The organism is Salegentibacter sp. Hel_I_6 (genome assembly GCF_000745315.1).
In the GTDB taxonomy this organism is placed as follows: Bacteria; Bacteroidota; Bacteroidia; order Flavobacteriales; family Flavobacteriaceae; genus Salegentibacter.
On the sequence record NZ_JQNQ01000001.1, the window covers coordinates 1,010,791 to 1,030,497 of the forward strand.

The window sequence follows — 19,707 nt, forward strand, 5'->3', positions numbered from 1 at the left end:
TTAAAGTCGGTCCAGCAAAATTTATCCTAAATCTCACTATTTAGACTATTCTATCGGATAGCCTGCTAGGCTCCATCATCCCTTCTCGTTTTAGACTGTTTGATTTTTTTCGCTTTTGAACCAAAAGATTTATGGTCTTAATAGGGGTTCAATTGTTTTAAAGGGTTGTTAAATCTCTAAAAAACATTAAATTAGGTGTTCCTTATCAATAAACCCTCTATATAATGACCCTAAAAAGTGAAAGAAAAATAGCGAATATAGCAGATTTATACATCCGTGTAAGTACAGATGAACAGGCTGATAAAGGATACTCTCAACGCAATCAGGAAGAAGTATTGCTCAAATATTGTAATGGTCGGTCAATCAAGGTTCGCAACATCATCTATGAGGATTATTCCGCTAAATCCTTTGAGAGACCACAATGGCAGAAACTTTTGTTAAAGCTGAAGAAACGGGGAAATAATGTTAACCTAATATTATTCACCAAATGGGATCGTTTTAGCCGAAATGCTGGGGATGCCTACCAAATGATCGGCATCCTAAGACGATTGAGTGTGGAACCACAAGCCATTGAACAACCTTTGGACCTTTCCATCCCTGAGAACAAAATGATGCTCGCCTTTTACCTGGCTGCCCCGGAAGTAGAAAACGACCGTCGAGCGCTGAATACCTTTCACGGCATGCGGCGGGCAAAAAAAGAAGGAAGGTATATGGGAGGTGCCCCCGTAGGCTATGTGAACAAAATAACGGAAAATGGGAAAAAGTATATTGCCCCGGAAGAGCCTAATGCCGCTTTGCTGAAATGGGCCTTTACTGAACTTTCCAGGGGGGACTTTAATACGGAACAGGTATGGAAAAGGGCAAAGGAAAAGGGGTTAACGTGCAGTAAAAATGCATTTTGGCAGGCCATCAGGAACCCCCTGTATTGCGGAAAGATTTTTATTCCTAGGTATAAAGATGAAGACAGCTACCTTGTAGAAGGACAGCACGAACCAATAATCTCGGAACATCTTTACAATAAAGTACAGGAAGTATTGGATAACAGGGGAAGAAAATACCGCTCAAAAATAAAAACCCTTGAAGACTTTCCGGTAAGGGGATTTTTAACCTGTCCTGAATGTGACAGGGTATTGACCGGAAGCAAATCAAAAGGGAGGAGCCGTTATTATTATTACTACCATTGTATTTCACCTTGCAAGTACCGTGTAAATTCAGGTAAGATAAATGAAGGCATTGAAAAAGACATTATGGCGTTCATCCCCGAAATCGATAATTCAGTATGTTATGAAAAAATAATAATGAAGGACTATCTGAAGAGGCAGGACAATAAAACTTCAAATGAAAAAAACCATATCCTTCAGCAGATCAAAGATTACGAAGAAAGACTTTCACACACCAGGGATCTTTTGGCAACCCAACAGATTGATGTTTCCGATTATCGTGAAATAAAATTGAGATACAGTGTAAAAATACAAGACCTAGAATCGAAGCTTACCAATATCAACCATAGCACAAACAATATTAAATCACTAATAAACAAAGGATTACAAAAAACTATAATGATCGGAAATTCCTTAAAAGGCGGCAGTATAATGGATATCAGAAAAGATATTGGTTCGATTTATCCTGAAAAAGTGAGTTTTCAGGAAAACCAAGTTCGAACCGCACGGCGTAACGAATTTATGCAGTATATCTTCTTGATCAACAATGAATTACAACAAATAAAAAACGGGACAAAAGTAGATATTTCTACCTTGTCCCGTCAAGTGACCCCGGCAGGATTCAAACCTGCAACCCTCAGAGCCGAAATCTGATGCGCTATTCAGTTGCGCCACGGGGCCTTATTTAGTTAGCAGTTAGCAGTTAGCAGTTAGCAGTTAGCAGTTAGCAGTTAGCAGTTAGCAGTTAGCAGTTAGCAGTTAGCAGTTAGCAGTTAGCAAAACTAAAAATATTTCTTTTCAAACTTATTTTGAAAATTACTTACTCAATTTCTTCTTAACAATGGTAGAAATGGTTTTACCATCGGCTCTACCGGCTAATTCAGCACTCGCCATTCCCATCACTTTCCCCATATCCTGCATTCCGGTGGATCCGGTTTTAGCGATAACTTCGTCTACTTTAGCTTCAATCTCAGCTTCGCTTAATTGTTCCGGTAAAAAAGACTCGATCACAGCGGCTTGCTTTTCTTCAGGCTCTGCCAGGTCTGGTCTATTTTGCTCCCGGTATATCACGGCGCTGTCTTTACGCTGCTTTACCAATTTTTGCAGAAGCTTTAACTCCTCATCCTCGGTTAAACCATCTTTTGCAGAACTTTCGGTATTTGCCAATAAAATAGCTCCTTTTACCGATCGTAAAGCTTCTAGCTTTTCGCTGTCTTTAGCCTTCATAGCAGCCTTCATCTCTGCCATTACTTTATCCTGTAAACTCATAGCTTTTAAGTGTCATTTTCGCGCAGGCGGAAATCTAATTTCAGCAGCGAAGATAAAATATTAAAATTAAATTCCCCACTTATTCTCCCTTCAAAATTAAGTATCTTGAGACTTCAAACATAGCTTTTATTATGAAAAAACTCTTTATTTGCATCCTTCTTTTCCTAAGCTTTTCAATTTCAGCACAAGAGAGATTTATTGACGATTCTTTTCAGTTAAAAGAAACTGAAACCCGAACCTATGCCACAAAAAACGGTGAAGCCCTTCAACTGGATATTTATCAGCCGAAAAAGGATAGCATGCAGCAAAGACCTGTAATTATTTTTATGCACGGTGGTGGATTTGCAGGCGGTACCCGCGCCAATCCCGCCGAAGTTAAATTTGCAGAAAACGCCGCCAAAAAAGGTTATGTAGCCGTACAGATATCTTACCGCTTAACACGAAAAGGACAATCTTTTGGCTGCGATTATGAAGCCTCCGGAAAAATAGAAACCTTTAAACTGGCTGCTGAAGATTTTATGGATGCCGTTAGTTTTATGGTGAAAATTAAGGATGAATACGGCATAGATACTTCCAAAATAATTGTGGGAGGAAGCAGCGCCGGGGCCGAAGCTGTACTTAATGCAGTGTATAACGAGCGACTTATGTTTGAAAACTTTTCTAAATATGAAGATTTCAATTTTGCCGGGGTTTTCTCTCTTGCCGGCGCCATCGTAGATGCGCGATATATTACTGAAGAAAACGCCGTTCCCGGGGTATTTTTCCACGGAACCGAAGATAATCTGGTGCCTTATGCAACCGCACCTCATCACTGGTGTGATCCAGGCCAGCCGGGATATATTATGCTAGACGGGTCCAGAACAATTACCCAAAAGCTGGCAAATTTGAATACCGCTTATATGCTCTATAGTTTCGAAGGCGGAAAACACGAACATTCAGGGATGCCTTTTAACTATTTACCGGAGGTTTTTAAGTTTTTCAACGAGGTATTTCTGAATGGAGAAAATCAACAAATTGAAGTCTGGAAATAAGAAACCTCGTTTAAAATTATTCCTATGAAATCTGCTTACTTTCTTTTTATTATAAATCTGCTATGCAGCCTTAACCTTGCTGCGCAACGAAATATCCAAACCATAAATTCTGCTTGGGAGTTTTCTTCGGAAAAAAATGAAAAAACCGAAATTGTAAATATTCCGCATACCTGGAATGCCGAAGATGCTTTTCTGGATGGAAAAGAATATTTTCGCGGAAAGGGAACTTATAAAAAGTCGCTTTTTGTTCCGCAGGAAGGGCAACAAAAACGTGCTTTTTTAAAATTTGAAGGCAGCAATCAAATCACCACTGTCTATGTTAATGAGAAAAAAGTAGGCGAACATCGCGGCGGATATACGGGTTTTGTTTTCGATATTTCTGAAGCGCTAAATTATGGAGAAGCAAACCAGCTAAGAATTGTAGTGGACAATGCTCATAATACAGATATTCCCCCACTGGATGCCGATTTTAATTTTTACGGCGGAATTTATCGCGATTTACAACTCATTCTCACCAACCAAATCCACTTTGAACTCGAAAATGAAGCCACCGGGAATATGCTGATTAAAACCCCTAAAGTTTCGAAAGAAAAAGCGAGTATAAGTTTTGAAACCAAAATTGCAAATCATTCAAAAGTTTCTAAAAACCTAAAAGTAAGTGTGGATATTTTTAATCCTGAAAAACAGAAAATCGAAACTTTAACCAAGCAGGTTCAGCTTTCGCCGGCTGAAACCAAATCGGTTAATTTCAGCAAAGAAATTACTGATCCTGAGTTATGGTCGCCAGATTCTCCAAAATTATATGAAGCAATAGCAAAGATTTCTGAAGAGAATTCCGAGGAAATTTTAGATGAAATAGACTCCAAATTCGGACTGCGATGGTTTGAAGTGAGCACCGAGAAAGGTTTCATTCTAAACGGGAAACCTATAAAACTTATTGGCGCAAACCGCCATCAGGATTTTGAAGATTTAGGCAATGCTTTACCGAATAAAATTCATAGATCAGATTATAAAATCATTAAAGAAATGGGCGCTAATGTGATTCGTACCGCTCATTATCCGCAGGATCCCGAAGTTTATAGAATTTGTGATGAACTTGGTTTATTGGTATGGACAGAAGTACCTGTAATCAACGATGTCACCGATACGGATGCTTACCACAAGGTTTCGCTTAAAATGCAACGCGAGCAGATCCTGCAGTTTTATAATCATCCTTCTATAGTAATGTGGGGATTAATGAATGAGATCTTCATTAGATTGGTTTTTAATAACCAGATGACCGAAGAAGAAAAGAAAGCCAAAATAAAAACTACGGTAGCACTGGCTGAAAAACTCGAGAAAGAAACCAAAAGCCTTGATCCCGATCGTTTAAGTGTGATGGCTTTGCACGAAAACGAATTATACAACGTAACGGGCATTGCCGATATCCCCGATGTAATAGGTTGGAATTTATATTTTGGCTGGTATTCTCCCGGCCTGGAAAGTTTTGGGGAATTTTTAGATGAGCAACATAAACGTTATCCAAACCGACCCTTATTTATCTCGGAATACGGTCCCGGCGCCGATTCCAGGATCCAGACCAACGATCCAAAACCATGGGATTATTCTGAAGCTTATCAGCTAAAATTACACAGAAGTTATATAAACCAGGTGCTGGAACGCGATTATGTATTTGGCATGACCGCCTGGAATTTCGCCGATTTCGGTTCGTCTTTCCGTCAGGATTCACGGCCTTATATCAACCAGAAAGGTTTGGTGAATATGGACCGGAGCAAGAAGGATATATACCATTATTACCAGGCCAGGCTTTTGGAAGAACCATTTATTTATATCGCCGGGAAAAATTATGAAAAGCGATATCCAAAGAATGAAAACGAAAGCATAGAAATCACCGTATTTTCTAATGCCAAAGAAGTGAAATTGAAAGTAGATAATGCCGAATTCACTTCAGAAGTTGAAGATGGTATTGCCCTTTTTAAACTTTCGCTTCCGGAAGGAAAACATCAACTAGTCGCTACAGATGAGAAGCTTTTTCATTCTCGTGAGATAATTGTAAAATTCAGAAAAAATCTTGTTGCTGAAATTGATCAAAATGCGATACTGGTTAACGTAGGTACCCACGTTAATTTTACCGATGAAACAACCGGCGAAACCTGGATTAGCGATCAGGAATATAAAGAAGGAAGTTTTGGATATGTTGGTGGCGAGGTTTATCAGAAAAGCAGCAGTAAATTTCAGGGAACTGCCTCAGATATTCAAGGCACAGAAAACGATCCGTTATTTCAAACTATGCAGGAAGGCATTGAGGCTTATAAATTCGATGTAGAAAAAGGAAAGTACCGTGTGACGCTTCTTTTCGCTGAACCTGAATACAATGCTTCCGAAGAAAATATTTACAACCTGAGTGAAGCAGAGAAAAAGAATATAACAGATTTAAGAAGTTTTGATATAAAAATTAATAGAAAAACACTTTCCAGAGACCTCAACCTGGCCCGAGATTATGGAAGGCTTCAGGCTGTTGAAATTTCTTATGAAATAAAAACCGATGCGGGGATCGAGATTAAATTTGACGATAATTCTGGCAATGCATTGTTATCGGGAATTAAATTGGAGAAGTTGTAGTAAGTATTAAAACAAAAAATCCCGCCGAAGCGGGATTCAATAACCCAGAAATAGTAGGGTATCTCAAGGTTGTGCATCAATAAAAACTACTCCTCTACCGTAAATTCATTGGTAAATTCGTGGTCTGAACTTCCGGCAACGAAAAACTCGAATTCGCCGGGTTCTACTACAAATTCCAGATCTGCATTATAAAATTTCAGGTCTTCAGCGGTAAGCTCAAAACTCACTTCTTTTGTTTCACCTTTCTTTAAACTTATCTTTTTAAAGGCTTTCAACTCCTTCATTGGCGGCGTAATACTTCGTACTTTATCGTGCGTATATAACTGCACCACTTCTTCCCCATCAAAATCACCGGTATTGGTAACCGTAGTGGTAATGGTAATACTACCGTTTTCGCTTAATTTATCACTACTTGCTTTTGTCTCCCCATATTCAAAATTGGTGTACGAAAGTCCGTAGCCGAATGGCAATTGCGGGGTGTTTTCCACATCTAAATAATTAGACTTGAATTTCTGAAATTCAGAAGGTGATGCGGCTGGTCTACCTGTGGTTTTCATTCGGTAGTAAATTGGAATTTGCCCAACATTTCTTGGCCAGGTAGCAGTTAACTTTCCTGAAGGATTATAATCTCCAAAAAGCACATCGGCTATGGCATTTCCGGCTTCTACACCTGGATGCCAAACCTGAAGGATACTTACCGGCATTTCCATTTCTTCGGAAATCACCAACGGACGGCCACTCATTAATATTAACACTACGGGCTTTCCGGTTTTTACGAGTTCCCTGATCAATTTTTTCTGACTATCAGGAATATTTAAATTGGTACGGCTGGCAGCTTCCCCGCTCATTTCGGTAGCTTCTCCAACTACGGCCACAATTACATCGGCATCTTTAGAAACCTGTAAAGCTTCTTCTATCATTGCTTCAGGAGTTTCTTCCGAAATCTCGATACGCGGCCCAAAAACATTTACATTTTTAGCAAATGTAGTATCGTTACTAATATTGGCTCCTTTTGCATAAGAAATTTCAGCATTTGGAGCTACATTTTTTATTCCTTCCATCACCGGAACTGAAAGCTGAGGATTCCCGGTTGGTGCCCAGGTTCCAAGCATATTATTCTTATTATTTGCCAATGGTCCAACCAATGCAATTTTTGCATCTTTGGCCAATGGAAGTGTGTTTTCATGCTTTTTCAAAAGCACAAAAGAACGTTTTGCTGCTTTCCTGGCTACCGCCCTATTTTCTTCGGAAAGAATATCTTTTTCTGGCCTACTTTCATCTGAATATAAATAGGGATCGTCTAAAAGACCCAATTTATGTTTGGCTTCAAGAATTCTGCGAGCCGCTTTGGTGATCTGTTCTTCGGAAACTTTGCCTTCTTCCACAGATTTCTTCAGGGTAGTAAACCCTTCTCCAACCATATCCATATCAAGTCCGGCGTTTATAGCCAAAGCCGAAACATCCTGCAGGTCTCCCATTCCGTGGGCAATCATTTCGTTTACCGAAGTATAATCTGAAACTACAAAACCTTCAAAACCCCAGCGCTCGCGAAATAAATCGGTAATTAACCATTTATTTCCTGAAGCAGGAACGCCGTGAATATCATTAAAGGAAGTCATTGCGCTGGCAACACCTGCATCTACCGCAGCTTTGTATGGCGGTAAATATTCATTGAACATTTTTATTTTACTCATATCTACCGAATTGTAATCCCGGCCGGCCTCAGAAGCTCCATATAGCGCTAAATGTTTTACGGTAGCGATCATTGTATTAGGCGCAGTAAAATCATCTCCCTGGTAACCTTCTACCATTGCTTTTGCAACCTGGGAACCCAAATAAGGATCTTCCCCGGCACCTTCAGCAATACGACCCCAACGCGGATCGCGAGCTATGTCTACCATTGGCGAGAAATTCCAGTTAATCCCATCGGCCGTAGCTTCTTTAGCCGCAATTTGAGCGGTTTCTTTGATCAAATCCATATCCCAGCTGGAAGAAAGTCCCAATGGAATAGGAAAAGTGGTTTTATATCCGTGAATAACATCAGACCCAATTAGCAACGGAATTCCAAGTCGGGAATTCTCTACTGCAAGCTTTTGTGCCTGTCTTACTTTTTCGGGGCTGGAAACACCAAAAACACCACCAACATTTCCTTCTTTTATTTTGGTTTCTACGTCTTCACTTACTACAGATCCTGTAGCAACGCCACCACCGGGAGTAAGCAGGTTAAGCTGGCCAATTTTTTCTTCCAGCGTCATTTTCTTTAATAATTCCTCTACCTCCGGAACTCTTTCCTGGGCATTTAGGAATGAAATTCCCATAAAAATTATGAGGCTCATTGATAGATAAATTCTTCTCATTTTTCCTAATCTTTAGATTTTATAATTTGGTTTTTCGGTTATTCTGCTTGTAATATTTCAGATCTTTTAGATATGCCATTTTCATTGAATGCTTCAATACTGAAATAATACTCTGTATCACGGTCCAGGCTGCGCATAAAATGTTCATTTTCATCATAAATTAACCATGAATGGTATAATTTATCCGGGGCGATTCCCCAGCGAATATTATAACCCTGGGCACCTTTCACCGGCTTCCACTCCAGGGAAATATCTCTCCTGTCTTCCTTTCGAGAAATTTCGAATCCCTTAACCTTAGCAGGCTTTTGACCTAAACCTTTCCCAAAAACCCTAATTTCAGATAGAGCGAGATTATTCCCCGGAACTGCAATATTATTATAGCGCACGTATTTAGCCTTTACTGGCTGATTAAGCGGAATGTAGGCATTTGGTGTATCTTCAAAACTCTTACTTCTATCTACAACAGTTTTCCAGTTTTCACCATCTTCTGAAACCTCTAAGGTATACCGGTGTCGTAAACCTTCGGTACGGGTATAAATACCAGATTCCTGGTCGTGAAAATTCAGCTGAAAAGCATAGATATTTCCGGGCGCCAGCATTTCTATCTCCACCCATTGCTTATCGTCATTAGCTTCAGCAACCCAAAAAGATTTCGGACTTTCATCGGTTAATAGCTTGGAAATAATTTCACCTTCACCATTCTTTTCCAAAGGCATTTCGGTAATATCAAAATCACCATCTGTGGCAGTGCTTTTTCTAACCTGCATTTGTGAAGAAGAAACGGTTGTTTTTCCTTTATAGGAAAGCAACATCCAGCCATTGTGCAGTCCTGCTTTCGTAGGATGATCTGGACCGTACAAAGGATAATCGCCATAGCTGGTAATGGTGTACATTAAACCTTCGTCATCAAAATAGGTTGGAAACATAGCCAGCCTGCGTTCCCAATGAGAATTAGAAGCGAGGGCCATGGTGGCAAAATGCCAGTATTGTCCGTTGGTTTGTTGCATGGTAATCCCGTGGCCGGCACCATTGGTAAAGCCGCCCGGCTTTAAACTCATAGGATTGTTTTTCATGTATTTAAAAGGACCAAGTGGTGTTTCGCCTACGTAAGCGGCATCGGCATAAACATTAAATTGTGTCCCGGGCGCTGCATATTGCAAATAGTATTTTCCATCGTGTTTGGTCATGGAAGCACCTTCCATATATCCTTCTTTCAAGGTTGGGTGGTAATTGTTTTCGCCAAAGCGTTCCCAACCGTGTTCTTCTTCTACCAGGTTAATAAGTTCCTTTTCGACCCCGGTTTCAAGAAAACGATCGTCTTTATCCAGCATTTTAACCTTAAGTGGATGTACATTAGACGAACCCCAATACAAATAGGTTTTCCCGTCATCATCAATAAACAATTCTGAATCCTGGATGTTATTAGAAATTGAAGCCGTTGGTGTCCACTTACCACTTTTCGGATCATCGGTGTACAAAATACTTCCATAACCTGCAGGATCTCCGGCAAAATAAACTAGGGAGTCATTATAATTAAAAGCGGTTGGGGCATTGGAACCTTCAAAATACCATTGTTCTGGTTTAATAAATTCCCAATTGATCAAATCTTTAGAATACCAGTACCCAAAAGAACGGGTAACAAACATATAATATTCGCCCTGAAATTCAATTACGGCAGGATCGGCACCCGAACGATAAGAAATATTCTTACTGGAATTATAAACCATATAGGTATAATCAATATCAAGGGGATTGATATAGGTTTCCGGCACCACTTCCTGTGCATTTAACATTGCACCACAAAGTATGGTGGCAATTGCAATTAACTTTTTGAAATTTTTCATCTACTAATTATTTTTCATTTTCCAGGCTATGCGAGAATAACCAGGGCAATAAATTAGGTTCTGCAAATGCTGAATCCCAGCTATTATGATTGTCGTCTGGGTATAAAGAAAGCTTGGCATTGCCACCATAGTGATTAATAGACCGAGCCATTGCTTCAGAATATTTTGGAAGTACTACATCATCTTTTTTTCCGTGGAAAAGCCAAATATTAAAACCTTCCGGATATTCTTTTGCTATTTCCGGATTGGCCCCACCGCAAATAGCAAAGGCTGCTGCAAACATTTCAGGCTTTTTATAAATTATCTCGAAGGTTCCCATTCCTCCCATTGAAAGTCCGCCCACGTAAATTCGATCTTTATTGACGTAATCTTTGGAAGTCATTTTATCCATAAGTTCCATGACTAATTGTAGAGATTTCGTTGCGGGCTTTTCATTCATAAAATCGAATTGAAAAGGAACCGTATCCCGATTCACTTCTACCTTTGCCCAGTAATCATCTTTTGGTGCCTGCGGAAAAATAACTATTGCGGAAAATTCTTCCTGATGCTCTAAAAACAAATCACTGCCGTGGGTTAATTGTGACTGGTTATCACTACCTCTTTCTCCAGCACCGTGCAGAAACAAAACCACAGGATATTCCTTTTCTTCAGAAAAATTCTTTGGAAATAGAATGCGGTAATTTAGAGTATCAGCATTTTTTATAAAATGTTCCTTTTTAAAAGCTTCATTCTCCTGTGCTTCTACTGAAAATGGTACTATGAGTAAAATCACCAGTAAAACCGCTAAGACGTATAAGAATCTCTTTTTCATATTTATTTTTTTGATGCTATTATTTTAATTGAATATTTTCAAAAGTGAAATCGTGTGCTTTTTCTGTCTTAAACTCGTCAAGCCAGGGCGAGTAGGTTTTTACTTCAATTCTTTGATTTTCGGGATTAACTTTAATAATTCTTAAAAAACCATTTCCACCATTTTCTGAGCCTTCCACCCCTTTTTGATAATTGGCAAGCATCTGGTAAACCTTATTCCCATTTTCACCTTCGCTTACTAAAGTTCCAACGCCAGATTTAAGAATATGCCCGGAAAACACCATTGAAATATTATGGTGCTTTTTAATTAGTTTTTCCCAGAGTTGACCACCATTATTTGGAGCTTCTTCGCCGGCATCCTCCCCTATTCCGTAGTTCTCAGGAAGCCACCAATCCTCACCGTCGTGCAGTGTGCTATCTTCGTAAACATAAGCGTGGGTTGCTATGATGAAATTATGCTCCGAATATTTTTCTATCATCTCATCTGCCCACTTAATAGTTTTATTTCTGGGACCAAACTCCAACGACAAAACCATCCAATTTTGATCCCCGATCTTAAACTCACTCAAAAGATTATCAATTTTTCCTTCGGGAAATGAAGCTACAAGATTAGGAATCTCATTTGGTGAAAAGTAGGCATTGGCCATAGCGGTATTCCGGGTATCGGCAAATTCCCCGCTTTCACTTCCCATATCGTGATTTCCTAAAGCGAAAGAATATGGAACTTTTCCCTGGATAAGATTGAAGCCTTTTTTAGCAATATCCCATTCTTTACCGTTGTTATTCTGGGTAATGTCTCCCACGTGCAGGGCAAAGGAAAATCTATCTTTATTATTGGCTAACCAACGCATTTGATGCAAATAGATTTCTGGATATTCTTCAACATAAGTCTGGGTATCCGGCAGTACTACAAATTCAAAAGACTTCTGTTGAGCCAATGAGAAACCTGTAATCAATACTGTGCCAAGTATCAGAATAAAACTCCGAATACGGTTAAAATATGTTAGCTCGTAATTCATATAAATTAATCAGAGGTATTAAATCCTAATTTTTCGAGACCGTTTTGTACTTCGGGAGCGCCCATAAATAGATCCCAGATCAAGCCTGATCTGTAATTTTCTATCATTACAACCTGTGGTCCCTGGTCTATTGCCAGATATTTTGGAGCTACCCAATCTTCACCTTCAAGGCTATAAGCATCGTAAAATCCGGCTGGTCCCCAAAGCAATTCGTTTTGATCCTCAAAGAAATACCTCATCGCATTCATAGAAAGTTCTGGAGTATAAGGGATAGAACTAATCGCCGCAGTTGGCGAAACCACTCCTTTATCATCATCTGGAGAATGAGCGGTATAGCCAATACCATCATCTTCGTTACGGGTATAACTTGCAGTTAGACCCCAGGAATTTTCATTGTAGGTTTCAGAATTATTCGGGTTTTCCTGGGTGTACTCATAATTGATTTTGGTATGATTTACATTCAGATCCCAGTAATTAGCATATTTATCTTCAAGACCTTTCGGATTCAACCCTAAATAAGAATAATGGGCCCAAAAAAGTGGTCCGGCTTTATCGCCGCGAGTGTTATGCTTTAGTATTAAAGGAATTCCATAAGCCTCTTTATCACTTACTATATTCCCGCTACGAGCCCAACCATCGTGATAAGCTTTGGCATCAATCGCGTGATCTGGAGAAGAAGCAGCCATTACGTAAGTGATCAAACACTCGTTATAGCCTTCTATCATAAAGTCCATTTCCCACTGGTAATCTGGTGACCAGTGCCAGTAGAGTCCGTTTTTGTTGTTGGTGTACCATTCCCATTCAATGCCTTTCCAAAGCTCATCATATTTTGCTGCTACGGCTTTTTCTTCTTCATTTCCATTTTTTAAATATTCACGAACTACAATAAATCCCTGCGCCAAAAATGAAGTTTCCACAAGATCCCCTCCATTATCTTTATCGCTAAAAGCCTGTACATCGCCTGTTTCACCGTTTAACCAGTGTGGCCATACCCCGTGAAATCTCGGAGCATTATTTAAAAAATCAGCAATTTTATCCAAGCGGGCAACCGCTGAATCACGCTGAATCCATTTCCGTTCCATTCCTGAAACTATAGCCATAAGTCCGAATCCTGAGCCTCCTGTGGTTACTACGTGCTCATCGTTTTTCGGGTAATCCCCGTCAGGATGATAGCGTTCTCGTGCCATTCCGGAATTTGGTTCAGCGTAATCCCAGAAATATTTAAGGGTTTGCTTCTGAACCGTATCTAATAATGCTTCTTCTGAGAGTGTTTCAGTTTCTGACTTTTCTAGCTCATTTTTATTTTTTTCTGATTCGCTTTTGCAGCCAAAAAGTAGTAGGCTGATGATGAAAAAGCTTAAAATTGATTGATAGTTAGTCATTATATATAATTTTTGATTTTCGGTTTTAAAATTATTTTTGTGCCTGGAAATGAAAAATTCTGACCTAATAAAATTGGTCTTTCAGATTAACATACAAAGTCTTCAAGAATTAGTAGTTAAAATCAAGTTTATCTAATCCTGCTTTAATTTCTTCATCCTGCATAAAAAGCTCCCAAAGTAAACCAGTTCGATAGTTTTCTATCATTGCGATGATAGGCCCCTGATCTATTGCCAGATAACCATCGGCAAACCAACCTACTTCTTCAGAAAAAGCATCATAAAATCCATAATCTCCCCAAAGATCATCGCCTAAATCTTCATAGAAATAGCGCATAGCACGCATAGACTCTTCAGGTGTATATGGAAATGATGAGATCGCAGCAGTTGGAGCAATTATTCCTTTATCATTTGTAGGGCTATGGGCAGAATATCCATCGTAGCCTGTACTTGCAGTTAAACCCCAGGAATTTTCGCTATACCCCTCATAGTTATTAGGGTTACTAACTACATATTCATAATTAATAAGGCTATGTGACACATTTTGTTGCCAATAATCAGCATATTGATCGCTTAGATTTCTGGGATCTAATCCTATAAAAGAATAATGTGCAAAGAATAATGGCCCACCTAACTCGGGTCCCATTGGTAAGGAATTACCGTAATAACTTCTGCCGGTTTGAATGCTTCCATTAGAAGCCCAACCCTGGTGATAAACCTCTGCATCTACGGGATGGGTTGGAGAGGCAGCTGCAAGAATATATACCATTAGAGATTCATTCCAGCCTTTTACCTGTAAGTTTTTTTCAAATTCAAAATTTGGAGACCAGTGCCAATAAATTACATTTTCACCCTGGGTGTACCAATCCCATTCTACAGCTTCCCAAAGTTCTGTTATTCGATTTTTAATTTCTGTTTCTTCAGCAAAATAACTTCTATTAATTAAGAGTCCCTGAATTAAAAAAGCTGTTTCTACAATATCTCCACCATCATCATTTGCAGAAAATGGCTGCGTTGCACCTGTATCATCTCTATACCAGTGCGCAAAAGCTCCATGGTAGGTAGAAACGTTTTCTAAATAAGTTAATATTTTATCGAGTCGTTGTATTGCTTCTGTTTTGCTAATCCAACCTCGTTCTACTGCAGCAGGAAATGATGCCAATCCGAAACCAGATCCACCCGTGGTAATTATATTACTGTCATTAGATCTTTCTTTAGCAAGTCCTGAATTTGTGGCTGCAAAATCCCAAAAATATTTGAACGTTTGCTGCTGTACATTATCCAGTAATTCTTCATCTGAAAGTGAAGGAATTTGTTCTTCAGGTGCTTCAATTTCTTCTTCTGAAATTTCTTCAGAAGTGTCATCAGAAAAATCATTTTCATCATTAGATGAACTGCATCCAAATAGAAAAATTGAGAGGATAAATATGTATAGAAGTTTTATTTTCAAAAGAAAGAGAATTAAAAAAAGAGAAAAAATTAGCCCCGCGGCCCTCAAAGAGTCGCGGAACTAATAAAATTTAAGTTTTACTACCAACCTGGATTCTGCTCCATTTCCGGAGTCTGAATTAATTGATTTTCTGGAATTGGGAATAGATAGTGTCTTTCCTGAAAACTTTTTCCATCTGCAGCCATAGCTTCTGGAGCTTGTCTTGTTCTTATCAAATCAAACCAACGATCATGCTCAAAGGCTAGTTCCAATCTTCTTTCGTTCCAAATCTTCTCAAGAAGTTCTTGCTGGCCAAGACCACTAACAGCAGCAAGATCTACCCTATTACGCACCTGGTTAAGGGCCGCTTCTGCTGCCCCAATATTCCCGAGTTGTGCCTCAGCCTCAGCTTTGATTAAAAGGACCTCTGCATATCGCAACATTCTAACGTTTTTATCACCATGAGAATCTCCTGCGTTAGCACTGGAATAAGCTTTCTCATTATAACGAGGATTTTCTACAGATGGATCAACCACTCTACCATCCCATAAAGTTTCTCCTGCAAAAATAATAGTAGCATTTTTACGAATTTCATCTCCTTCTGCATCAAAAGCATCTACCAGGTTTTCTGAAGGCACATTAAAGCCCCAGCCCCAGCCACTGGTTCCTCGAGCTCCCTGAACTTGTGAGTACTGCTGTACACCTTTAGCTATAGGCTCACCCCTGGCCTGAATTTCAAAAATTGATTCTACCCCATTCTCTGAATATTCTCTCCAAATATCTTCGAAATTAGGTTCTAAACCATACTCGCCAGAACTAATAACAGCATTAGCCATTTCTGCAGCCATAGTCCAATTTTCCTGATATAAGTATACTTTGGATAGTAAAGCTTGGGCAGCTCCTCTTGTAGCGCGTCCTAAATCCTGACTTGAATATTCACTTTTAGCGGGTAATACATCAATAGCATCAAGTAAATCCTGCTCTATATAATCATAAACTTCATCGCTTGGAATTCTTTCCGAAAGATCGGCATCAGAATCTATAACTGGTGAGCCGTCTTCTAACGTCATCTCTCCCTGAATAGTAACATCACCAAAAGAGCGTACTAAAAAAAAGTAGTTTACAGCACGTAAGAATTTAGCTTCTCCAATTAGCCTATTCGTATTCTCACCATTTTCTTCTTGAGCAACGGCGATTGCGTAATTGGCACGACCAATCGTTTTATACCAGGTTTCCCACATTGCACGTAATGATGCTATAGTACTTGAAAAAGTAAGATCATCTAATACATGTTTGTCTCCACCAGTATCACTATCAGCACTTCCTTTATCTGCATTATCTGAAATAATTTCAGTGATCCCTAGATAAGAAAATGCATAAGAGAACCCTGTGAAGTTACCATATACACCTGTTACGAAGTCTTCTGCCGTAAAATTTTCATCTCTATCTTCTGCTGTGATACGATCTCTAGAATCTACGTCTAAAAAATCTTCGCTACAGCTAATTAAAACACTAATTGCAAACAGTGTAATAAATATTTTATTTAAGTATTTCATAATAAATTTTTTTTTGATTATAGCGAAATATCAATTCCAATTAAGTAAGTACTGGTAAGCGGATATGCTCCCAGTTCAATACCGGTGGTTCCATAAGGATCGCCATTTGAGTTAAGCTCTGGATTAAAACCACTATAATTTGTAAAGATTAATGGGTTTTGAGCAGACCCATAAATTCTTATTTTGTTTATAAATTCAGAGAATTCTGGAAGTGTATATCCTAAGGTTATATTATTAATTCTAAAGAACCCACCGTCTTCAAGGTAATAACTTGAAGCTTCAATATCTCTATTTGCACCAGGATGTAAATTCGTGGTACCAGGACCCGTCCACCTATTCGCAAACATTTCGGAAGTAACATTTTCACCACCTAAACGCATTGCTTTAAGTGCATTATATATTTTGTTACCTCCTACTCCATAGCCATCAAGATTAAAATCTAAATTTTTGTACCTAAATCCTAAAGAGATTCCATAGTTATACCTAGGAATATAGGAACCTTGATAAGTTCTATCCCGTTCATCGATTACACCGTCGTTATTTTGATCTGTATACTTTAGATGACCCGGTAAAGCGCCACCTATTGATGGATTATTGGCAATTTCATCTTCAGTTTGCCACACTCCCTCAGCCTCATACATCCAAAATGATCCTAATGGCTGTCCTTCTGCTAAACGTTTAGAAATTATGCCACCAAAACCAAGGTCTCCTCCTATCTGTCCATCATAATTATTCCTAACATTTCTAACTTCGTTTTTATTGTAAGAAAAATTTGTAGATATATTGTAGCTAAAATCTTCAGATAACTCATCTGACCAATTTATAGCGAATTCCACCCCCTGATTAAGCACTTCTGCTCCGTGATCAAAAAAATCTGTAGCAAAAGTAGAGTTTAGTAGTGGCTGTACACGTAAGATTGTATTTTCAGTATTCCTGCTATAAACATCTAAAGAACCAGTCAATTTATAATCAAATAATTCATAATCTATACCTGCACTCCATTCTCTTACTATTTCCCAGCTGAGGTTTCTAGCCGGAGTTCCCACATAAGCTCCAAATACAAGTCGTTGATCTGGTCCAAAAACATAGTTGGAAGTACCCGTATTTTCACTAGTTTGTATTTGAGTAGCATTAAAAGGTACATTTGAATTTCCAAGTTCTCCGTAAGACCCTCTTAATTTTAAGAAATTAATGATTTCACTATCCCTAAGAAATTCTTCCTGGGTAAGAGTCCATCCCAGACCAATAGATGGGAAAGTGCCCCAATAATCGGCATTGTTTTGAAAGGTACTTGAACCATCTCTTCGTAGTGTTCCGCTTATATAATATTTACTATCAAAATTATATTGAATTCTACCAAAGAAGGACATAAAATTTGTTGGAGTATACTCAAACTGTTCAACTATATTATCGTATGATCCACTAGCGTGACGCAAACTCCAATATTGTTCCTGTTCTGGAACTTCAAACGTGGTGTAGTTATCTTCAAAACCAATACCTATTTGCTCTTTAGAGCCACCAAGAGTTACATCGAAATTATGATTACCGAAACTCTTTTTATAATTTATAAAGTTATCCCAGTTATACTTATAGGTTTCAACGGATTCGAAACGTAGTTGATTATAAGCATAAGATGTATTTTCCGGATTTTGAGCTTTTAGACGCTCAAACTCTTCCCGGGTTTGATTAGGATCCCCATTAACCAAATATCTATCCAGCCTGGGGGTAAAAACCCTTTTTCTTGAAAAGCTTTTCCTGGCACCAAATCTGGAAGTATAGGTTAGATCATCTGTTATTTCCAATTCTGCAGTAACGCTACCTTGTAAATTGATAGAGTTTAATTTTTCATTGAAAAAGTCTACCGCTTCCACAGGGTTCCCATGGCTGGTTAACCTTCCTATAGTTTCACCTTCGGCTCCCATATTAGTGGCAATACCGGTAGAGCGATTATAAAATGGCCCACCATATCTCCCACTAGGATAAAATACAGGAACGAGCGGCGATTGCCTATAGGCCACATTAAAAGATCCCAAAGGCTTAGGTGTTTCGTGCCTAATTGCCATATTGAAATTTTGGGTGATCTTTAAGCGATCATCAAATAATTTATAAGTGTTATTACTGGTAAGCGTAGAACGCTGAAACTTTTGTTCCTGCAGCAATCCTTCTTCTTCGTAAAAATCGAAGCTAAAGTAATAGTCAATATTCTCTCCTGCTCCCGAAACATCGAAGACAGTATTATTAATACTCCCTACTTGTGTTAATTCATCATACCAATTAGTATCATAAGGTTGGTTATTTACTAATCGGTTTTCACTTCCAATAGCTGCATTTTCTTCATTGAAGTATTGTACATATTGGCTAGCATTCGCCATGTCTACCTGATTAAGGATTGGTTTAACCCCATAAAAGCTCCTCATATTAAAGCGAGTTTTACCCGATTTACCTCTTTTTGTAGTAACAATTACTACCCCATTAGCTGCCCTAACACCATAAATAGCAGCAGATGAAGCATCTTTTAAGAAATCCATAGATTCTATACTAGATGGACTTATATTATTAATATCGTTAACTGGCACCCCATCTACAACATATAGAGGATTACGACCCCCAAGGGCAGTTCCTAGTCCCCTAATAGTTACCGTAGGTGTAGCTCCAGGTTGATCACTATTAACAATATTTACACCTGCAACTTTTCCCTGTAAGGCTTGAGTAGCTGTAGACGCAGGCTGTTGTGTAATTTCTTCAGAAGAAACCTTACTAATTGCACCGGTTACATCCTGTCTTCGCTGGCTACCATAACCAACTACCACAACTTCATCAAGTTGATCGGTGTCTTCCTCTAAAGCAATAGTATATTCATTATCCTGCGCCACAGTAAACTGCTGCGGAAGAAATCCAAGGAATGTAACTCTTATGGCGTCGCCAACTTCAACATTCTCTAAAGTGAAATTTCCATCAAAATCGGTAACGGAAAAAATCTCTTTATCAATAACCTTTACTTCGGCTCCTGGTAAAGGCATTTCATTTTGATCTACAATTACCCCTGTAATAGTTTTGGTTTCCTGCGCGAACCCAAAACCGGATAAAAGGACCAGACAAATGGAAAATAATTTTAATTTCATACGGTTGAATTTTACTGAATTTTAACAGAAAGATACAACCAACAAGGCATTTAACGCAAACGATGTAGTACACTACTGCTACATCATAATTCATAAGGTCATATCTAAT

At 38.8% G+C, this 19,707-nt stretch carries 12 protein-coding genes and 1 tRNA gene; 3 read left to right on the forward strand and 10 right to left on the reverse strand.

What is annotated here, in order from left to right:
* Positions 1-224: 224 nt before the first annotated feature.
* Positions 225-1,814, forward strand: a complete 1,590-nt coding sequence (locus FG27_RS18910; RefSeq protein ID WP_081912651.1) for a recombinase family protein — start codon at positions 225-227, stop codon at positions 1,812-1,814.
* On the opposite strand, the gene FG27_RS04555 is transcribed toward FG27_RS18910, so the two are convergent.
* Together FG27_RS04555 and FG27_RS04560 are read right to left on the reverse strand one after the other, a co-directional pair.
* Positions 1,768-1,841, reverse strand: a tRNA-Arg gene (locus FG27_RS04555). The genes FG27_RS18910 and FG27_RS04555 overlap by 47 nt on opposite strands.
* A 135-nt stretch (positions 1,842-1,976) precedes the next feature.
* Entirely contained in the window at positions 1,977-2,429 is a 453-nt protein-coding gene (locus FG27_RS04560; protein WP_037316116.1) for a GatB/YqeY domain-containing protein, read from the reverse strand.
* A 131-nt stretch (positions 2,430-2,560) separates the two neighbouring features.
* Between FG27_RS04560 and FG27_RS04565 the strand changes: the two genes are divergently transcribed.
* The gene (locus FG27_RS04565; protein WP_037316119.1) at positions 2,561-3,460 is read left to right on the forward strand and encodes an alpha/beta hydrolase; all 900 of its coding nucleotides are present in this window, start codon (positions 2,561-2,563) and stop codon (positions 3,458-3,460) included.
* A gap of 24 nt (positions 3,461-3,484) precedes the next feature.
* Entirely contained in the window at positions 3,485-6,082 is a 2,598-nt protein-coding gene (locus FG27_RS04570; protein ID WP_037316122.1) for a glycoside hydrolase family 2, read from the forward strand.
* Positions 6,083-6,168: 86 nt separating this feature from the next.
* Here FG27_RS04570 and bglX read toward each other — a convergent pair whose 3' ends face one another.
* From bglX to FG27_RS04610, 8 genes are all read right to left on the reverse strand, one after another.
* Positions 6,169-8,418, reverse strand: coding sequence for a beta-glucosidase BglX (gene bglX / locus FG27_RS04575; RefSeq protein ID WP_231563263.1), 2,250 nt, complete (start codon positions 8,416-8,418; stop codon positions 6,169-6,171).
* 59 nt (positions 8,419-8,477) lie between these two features.
* A complete protein-coding gene (locus FG27_RS04580) occupies positions 8,478-10,283 on the reverse strand; it encodes a family 43 glycosylhydrolase (RefSeq protein WP_051935760.1) in 1,806 nt (601 codons plus the stop codon).
* A gap of 7 nt (positions 10,284-10,290) precedes the next feature.
* On the reverse strand, positions 10,291-11,094 hold the full coding sequence (locus FG27_RS04585) for a prolyl oligopeptidase family serine peptidase (RefSeq protein ID WP_037316128.1): 804 nt from the start codon (positions 11,092-11,094) through the stop codon (positions 10,291-10,293).
* Positions 11,095-11,113: 19 nt separating this feature from the next.
* Complete coding sequence (locus tag FG27_RS04590) at positions 11,114-12,112, reverse strand: metallophosphoesterase (protein ID WP_037316131.1); 999 nt, start codon at positions 12,110-12,112, stop codon at positions 11,114-11,116.
* A gap of 5 nt (positions 12,113-12,117) precedes the next feature.
* Positions 12,118-13,494 carry a glucoamylase family protein gene (locus tag FG27_RS04595; protein WP_037316134.1) on the reverse strand — a complete coding sequence of 459 codons (1,377 nt, stop codon included), beginning with the start codon at positions 13,492-13,494 and terminating at the stop codon, positions 12,118-12,120.
* 109 nt (positions 13,495-13,603) lie between these two features.
* The gene (locus FG27_RS04600; RefSeq protein WP_051935941.1) at positions 13,604-14,941 is read right to left on the reverse strand and encodes a glucoamylase family protein; all 1,338 of its coding nucleotides are present in this window, start codon (positions 14,939-14,941) and stop codon (positions 13,604-13,606) included.
* A gap of 80 nt (positions 14,942-15,021) precedes the next feature.
* Positions 15,022-16,476: a RagB/SusD family nutrient uptake outer membrane protein gene (locus FG27_RS04605; protein ID WP_037316138.1), complete on the reverse strand. Its 1,455-nt coding sequence runs from the start codon at positions 16,474-16,476 to the stop codon at positions 15,022-15,024.
* A gap of 17 nt (positions 16,477-16,493) precedes the next feature.
* On the reverse strand, positions 16,494-19,598 hold the full coding sequence (locus FG27_RS04610) for a TonB-dependent receptor (protein ID WP_037316141.1): 3,105 nt from the start codon (positions 19,596-19,598) through the stop codon (positions 16,494-16,496).
* Positions 19,599-19,707 lie beyond the last annotated feature (109 nt).

Bases quoted from the DNA above. Each gene is read 5' to 3' on its own strand.
- FG27_RS18910 (WP_081912651.1), top strand. From the start codon at position 225: ATGACCCTAAAAAGTGAAAGAAAAATAGCGAATATAGCAGATTTATAC.
- FG27_RS04560 (WP_037316116.1), bottom strand. From the start codon at position 2,429: ATGAGTTTACAGGATAAAGTAATGGCAGAGATGAAGGCTGCTATGAAG.
- FG27_RS04565 (WP_037316119.1), top strand. From the start codon at position 2,561: ATGAAAAAACTCTTTATTTGCATCCTTCTTTTCCTAAGCTTTTCAATT.
- FG27_RS04570 (WP_037316122.1), top strand. From the start codon at position 3,485: ATGAAATCTGCTTACTTTCTTTTTATTATAAATCTGCTATGCAGCCTT.
- bglX (WP_231563263.1), bottom strand. From the start codon at position 8,418: ATGAGCCTCATAATTTTTATGGGAATTTCATTCCTAAATGCCCAGGAA.
- FG27_RS04580 (WP_051935760.1), bottom strand. From the start codon at position 10,283: ATGAAAAATTTCAAAAAGTTAATTGCAATTGCCACCATACTTTGTGGT.
- FG27_RS04585 (WP_037316128.1), bottom strand. From the start codon at position 11,094: ATGAAAAAGAGATTCTTATACGTCTTAGCGGTTTTACTGGTGATTTTA.
- FG27_RS04590 (WP_037316131.1), bottom strand. From the start codon at position 12,112: ATGAATTACGAGCTAACATATTTTAACCGTATTCGGAGTTTTATTCTG.
- FG27_RS04595 (WP_037316134.1), bottom strand. From the start codon at position 13,494: ATGACTAACTATCAATCAATTTTAAGCTTTTTCATCATCAGCCTACTA.
- FG27_RS04605 (WP_037316138.1), bottom strand. From the start codon at position 16,476: ATGAAATACTTAAATAAAATATTTATTACACTGTTTGCAATTAGTGTT.
- FG27_RS04610 (WP_037316141.1), bottom strand. From the start codon at position 19,598: ATGAAATTAAAATTATTTTCCATTTGTCTGGTCCTTTTATCCGGTTTT.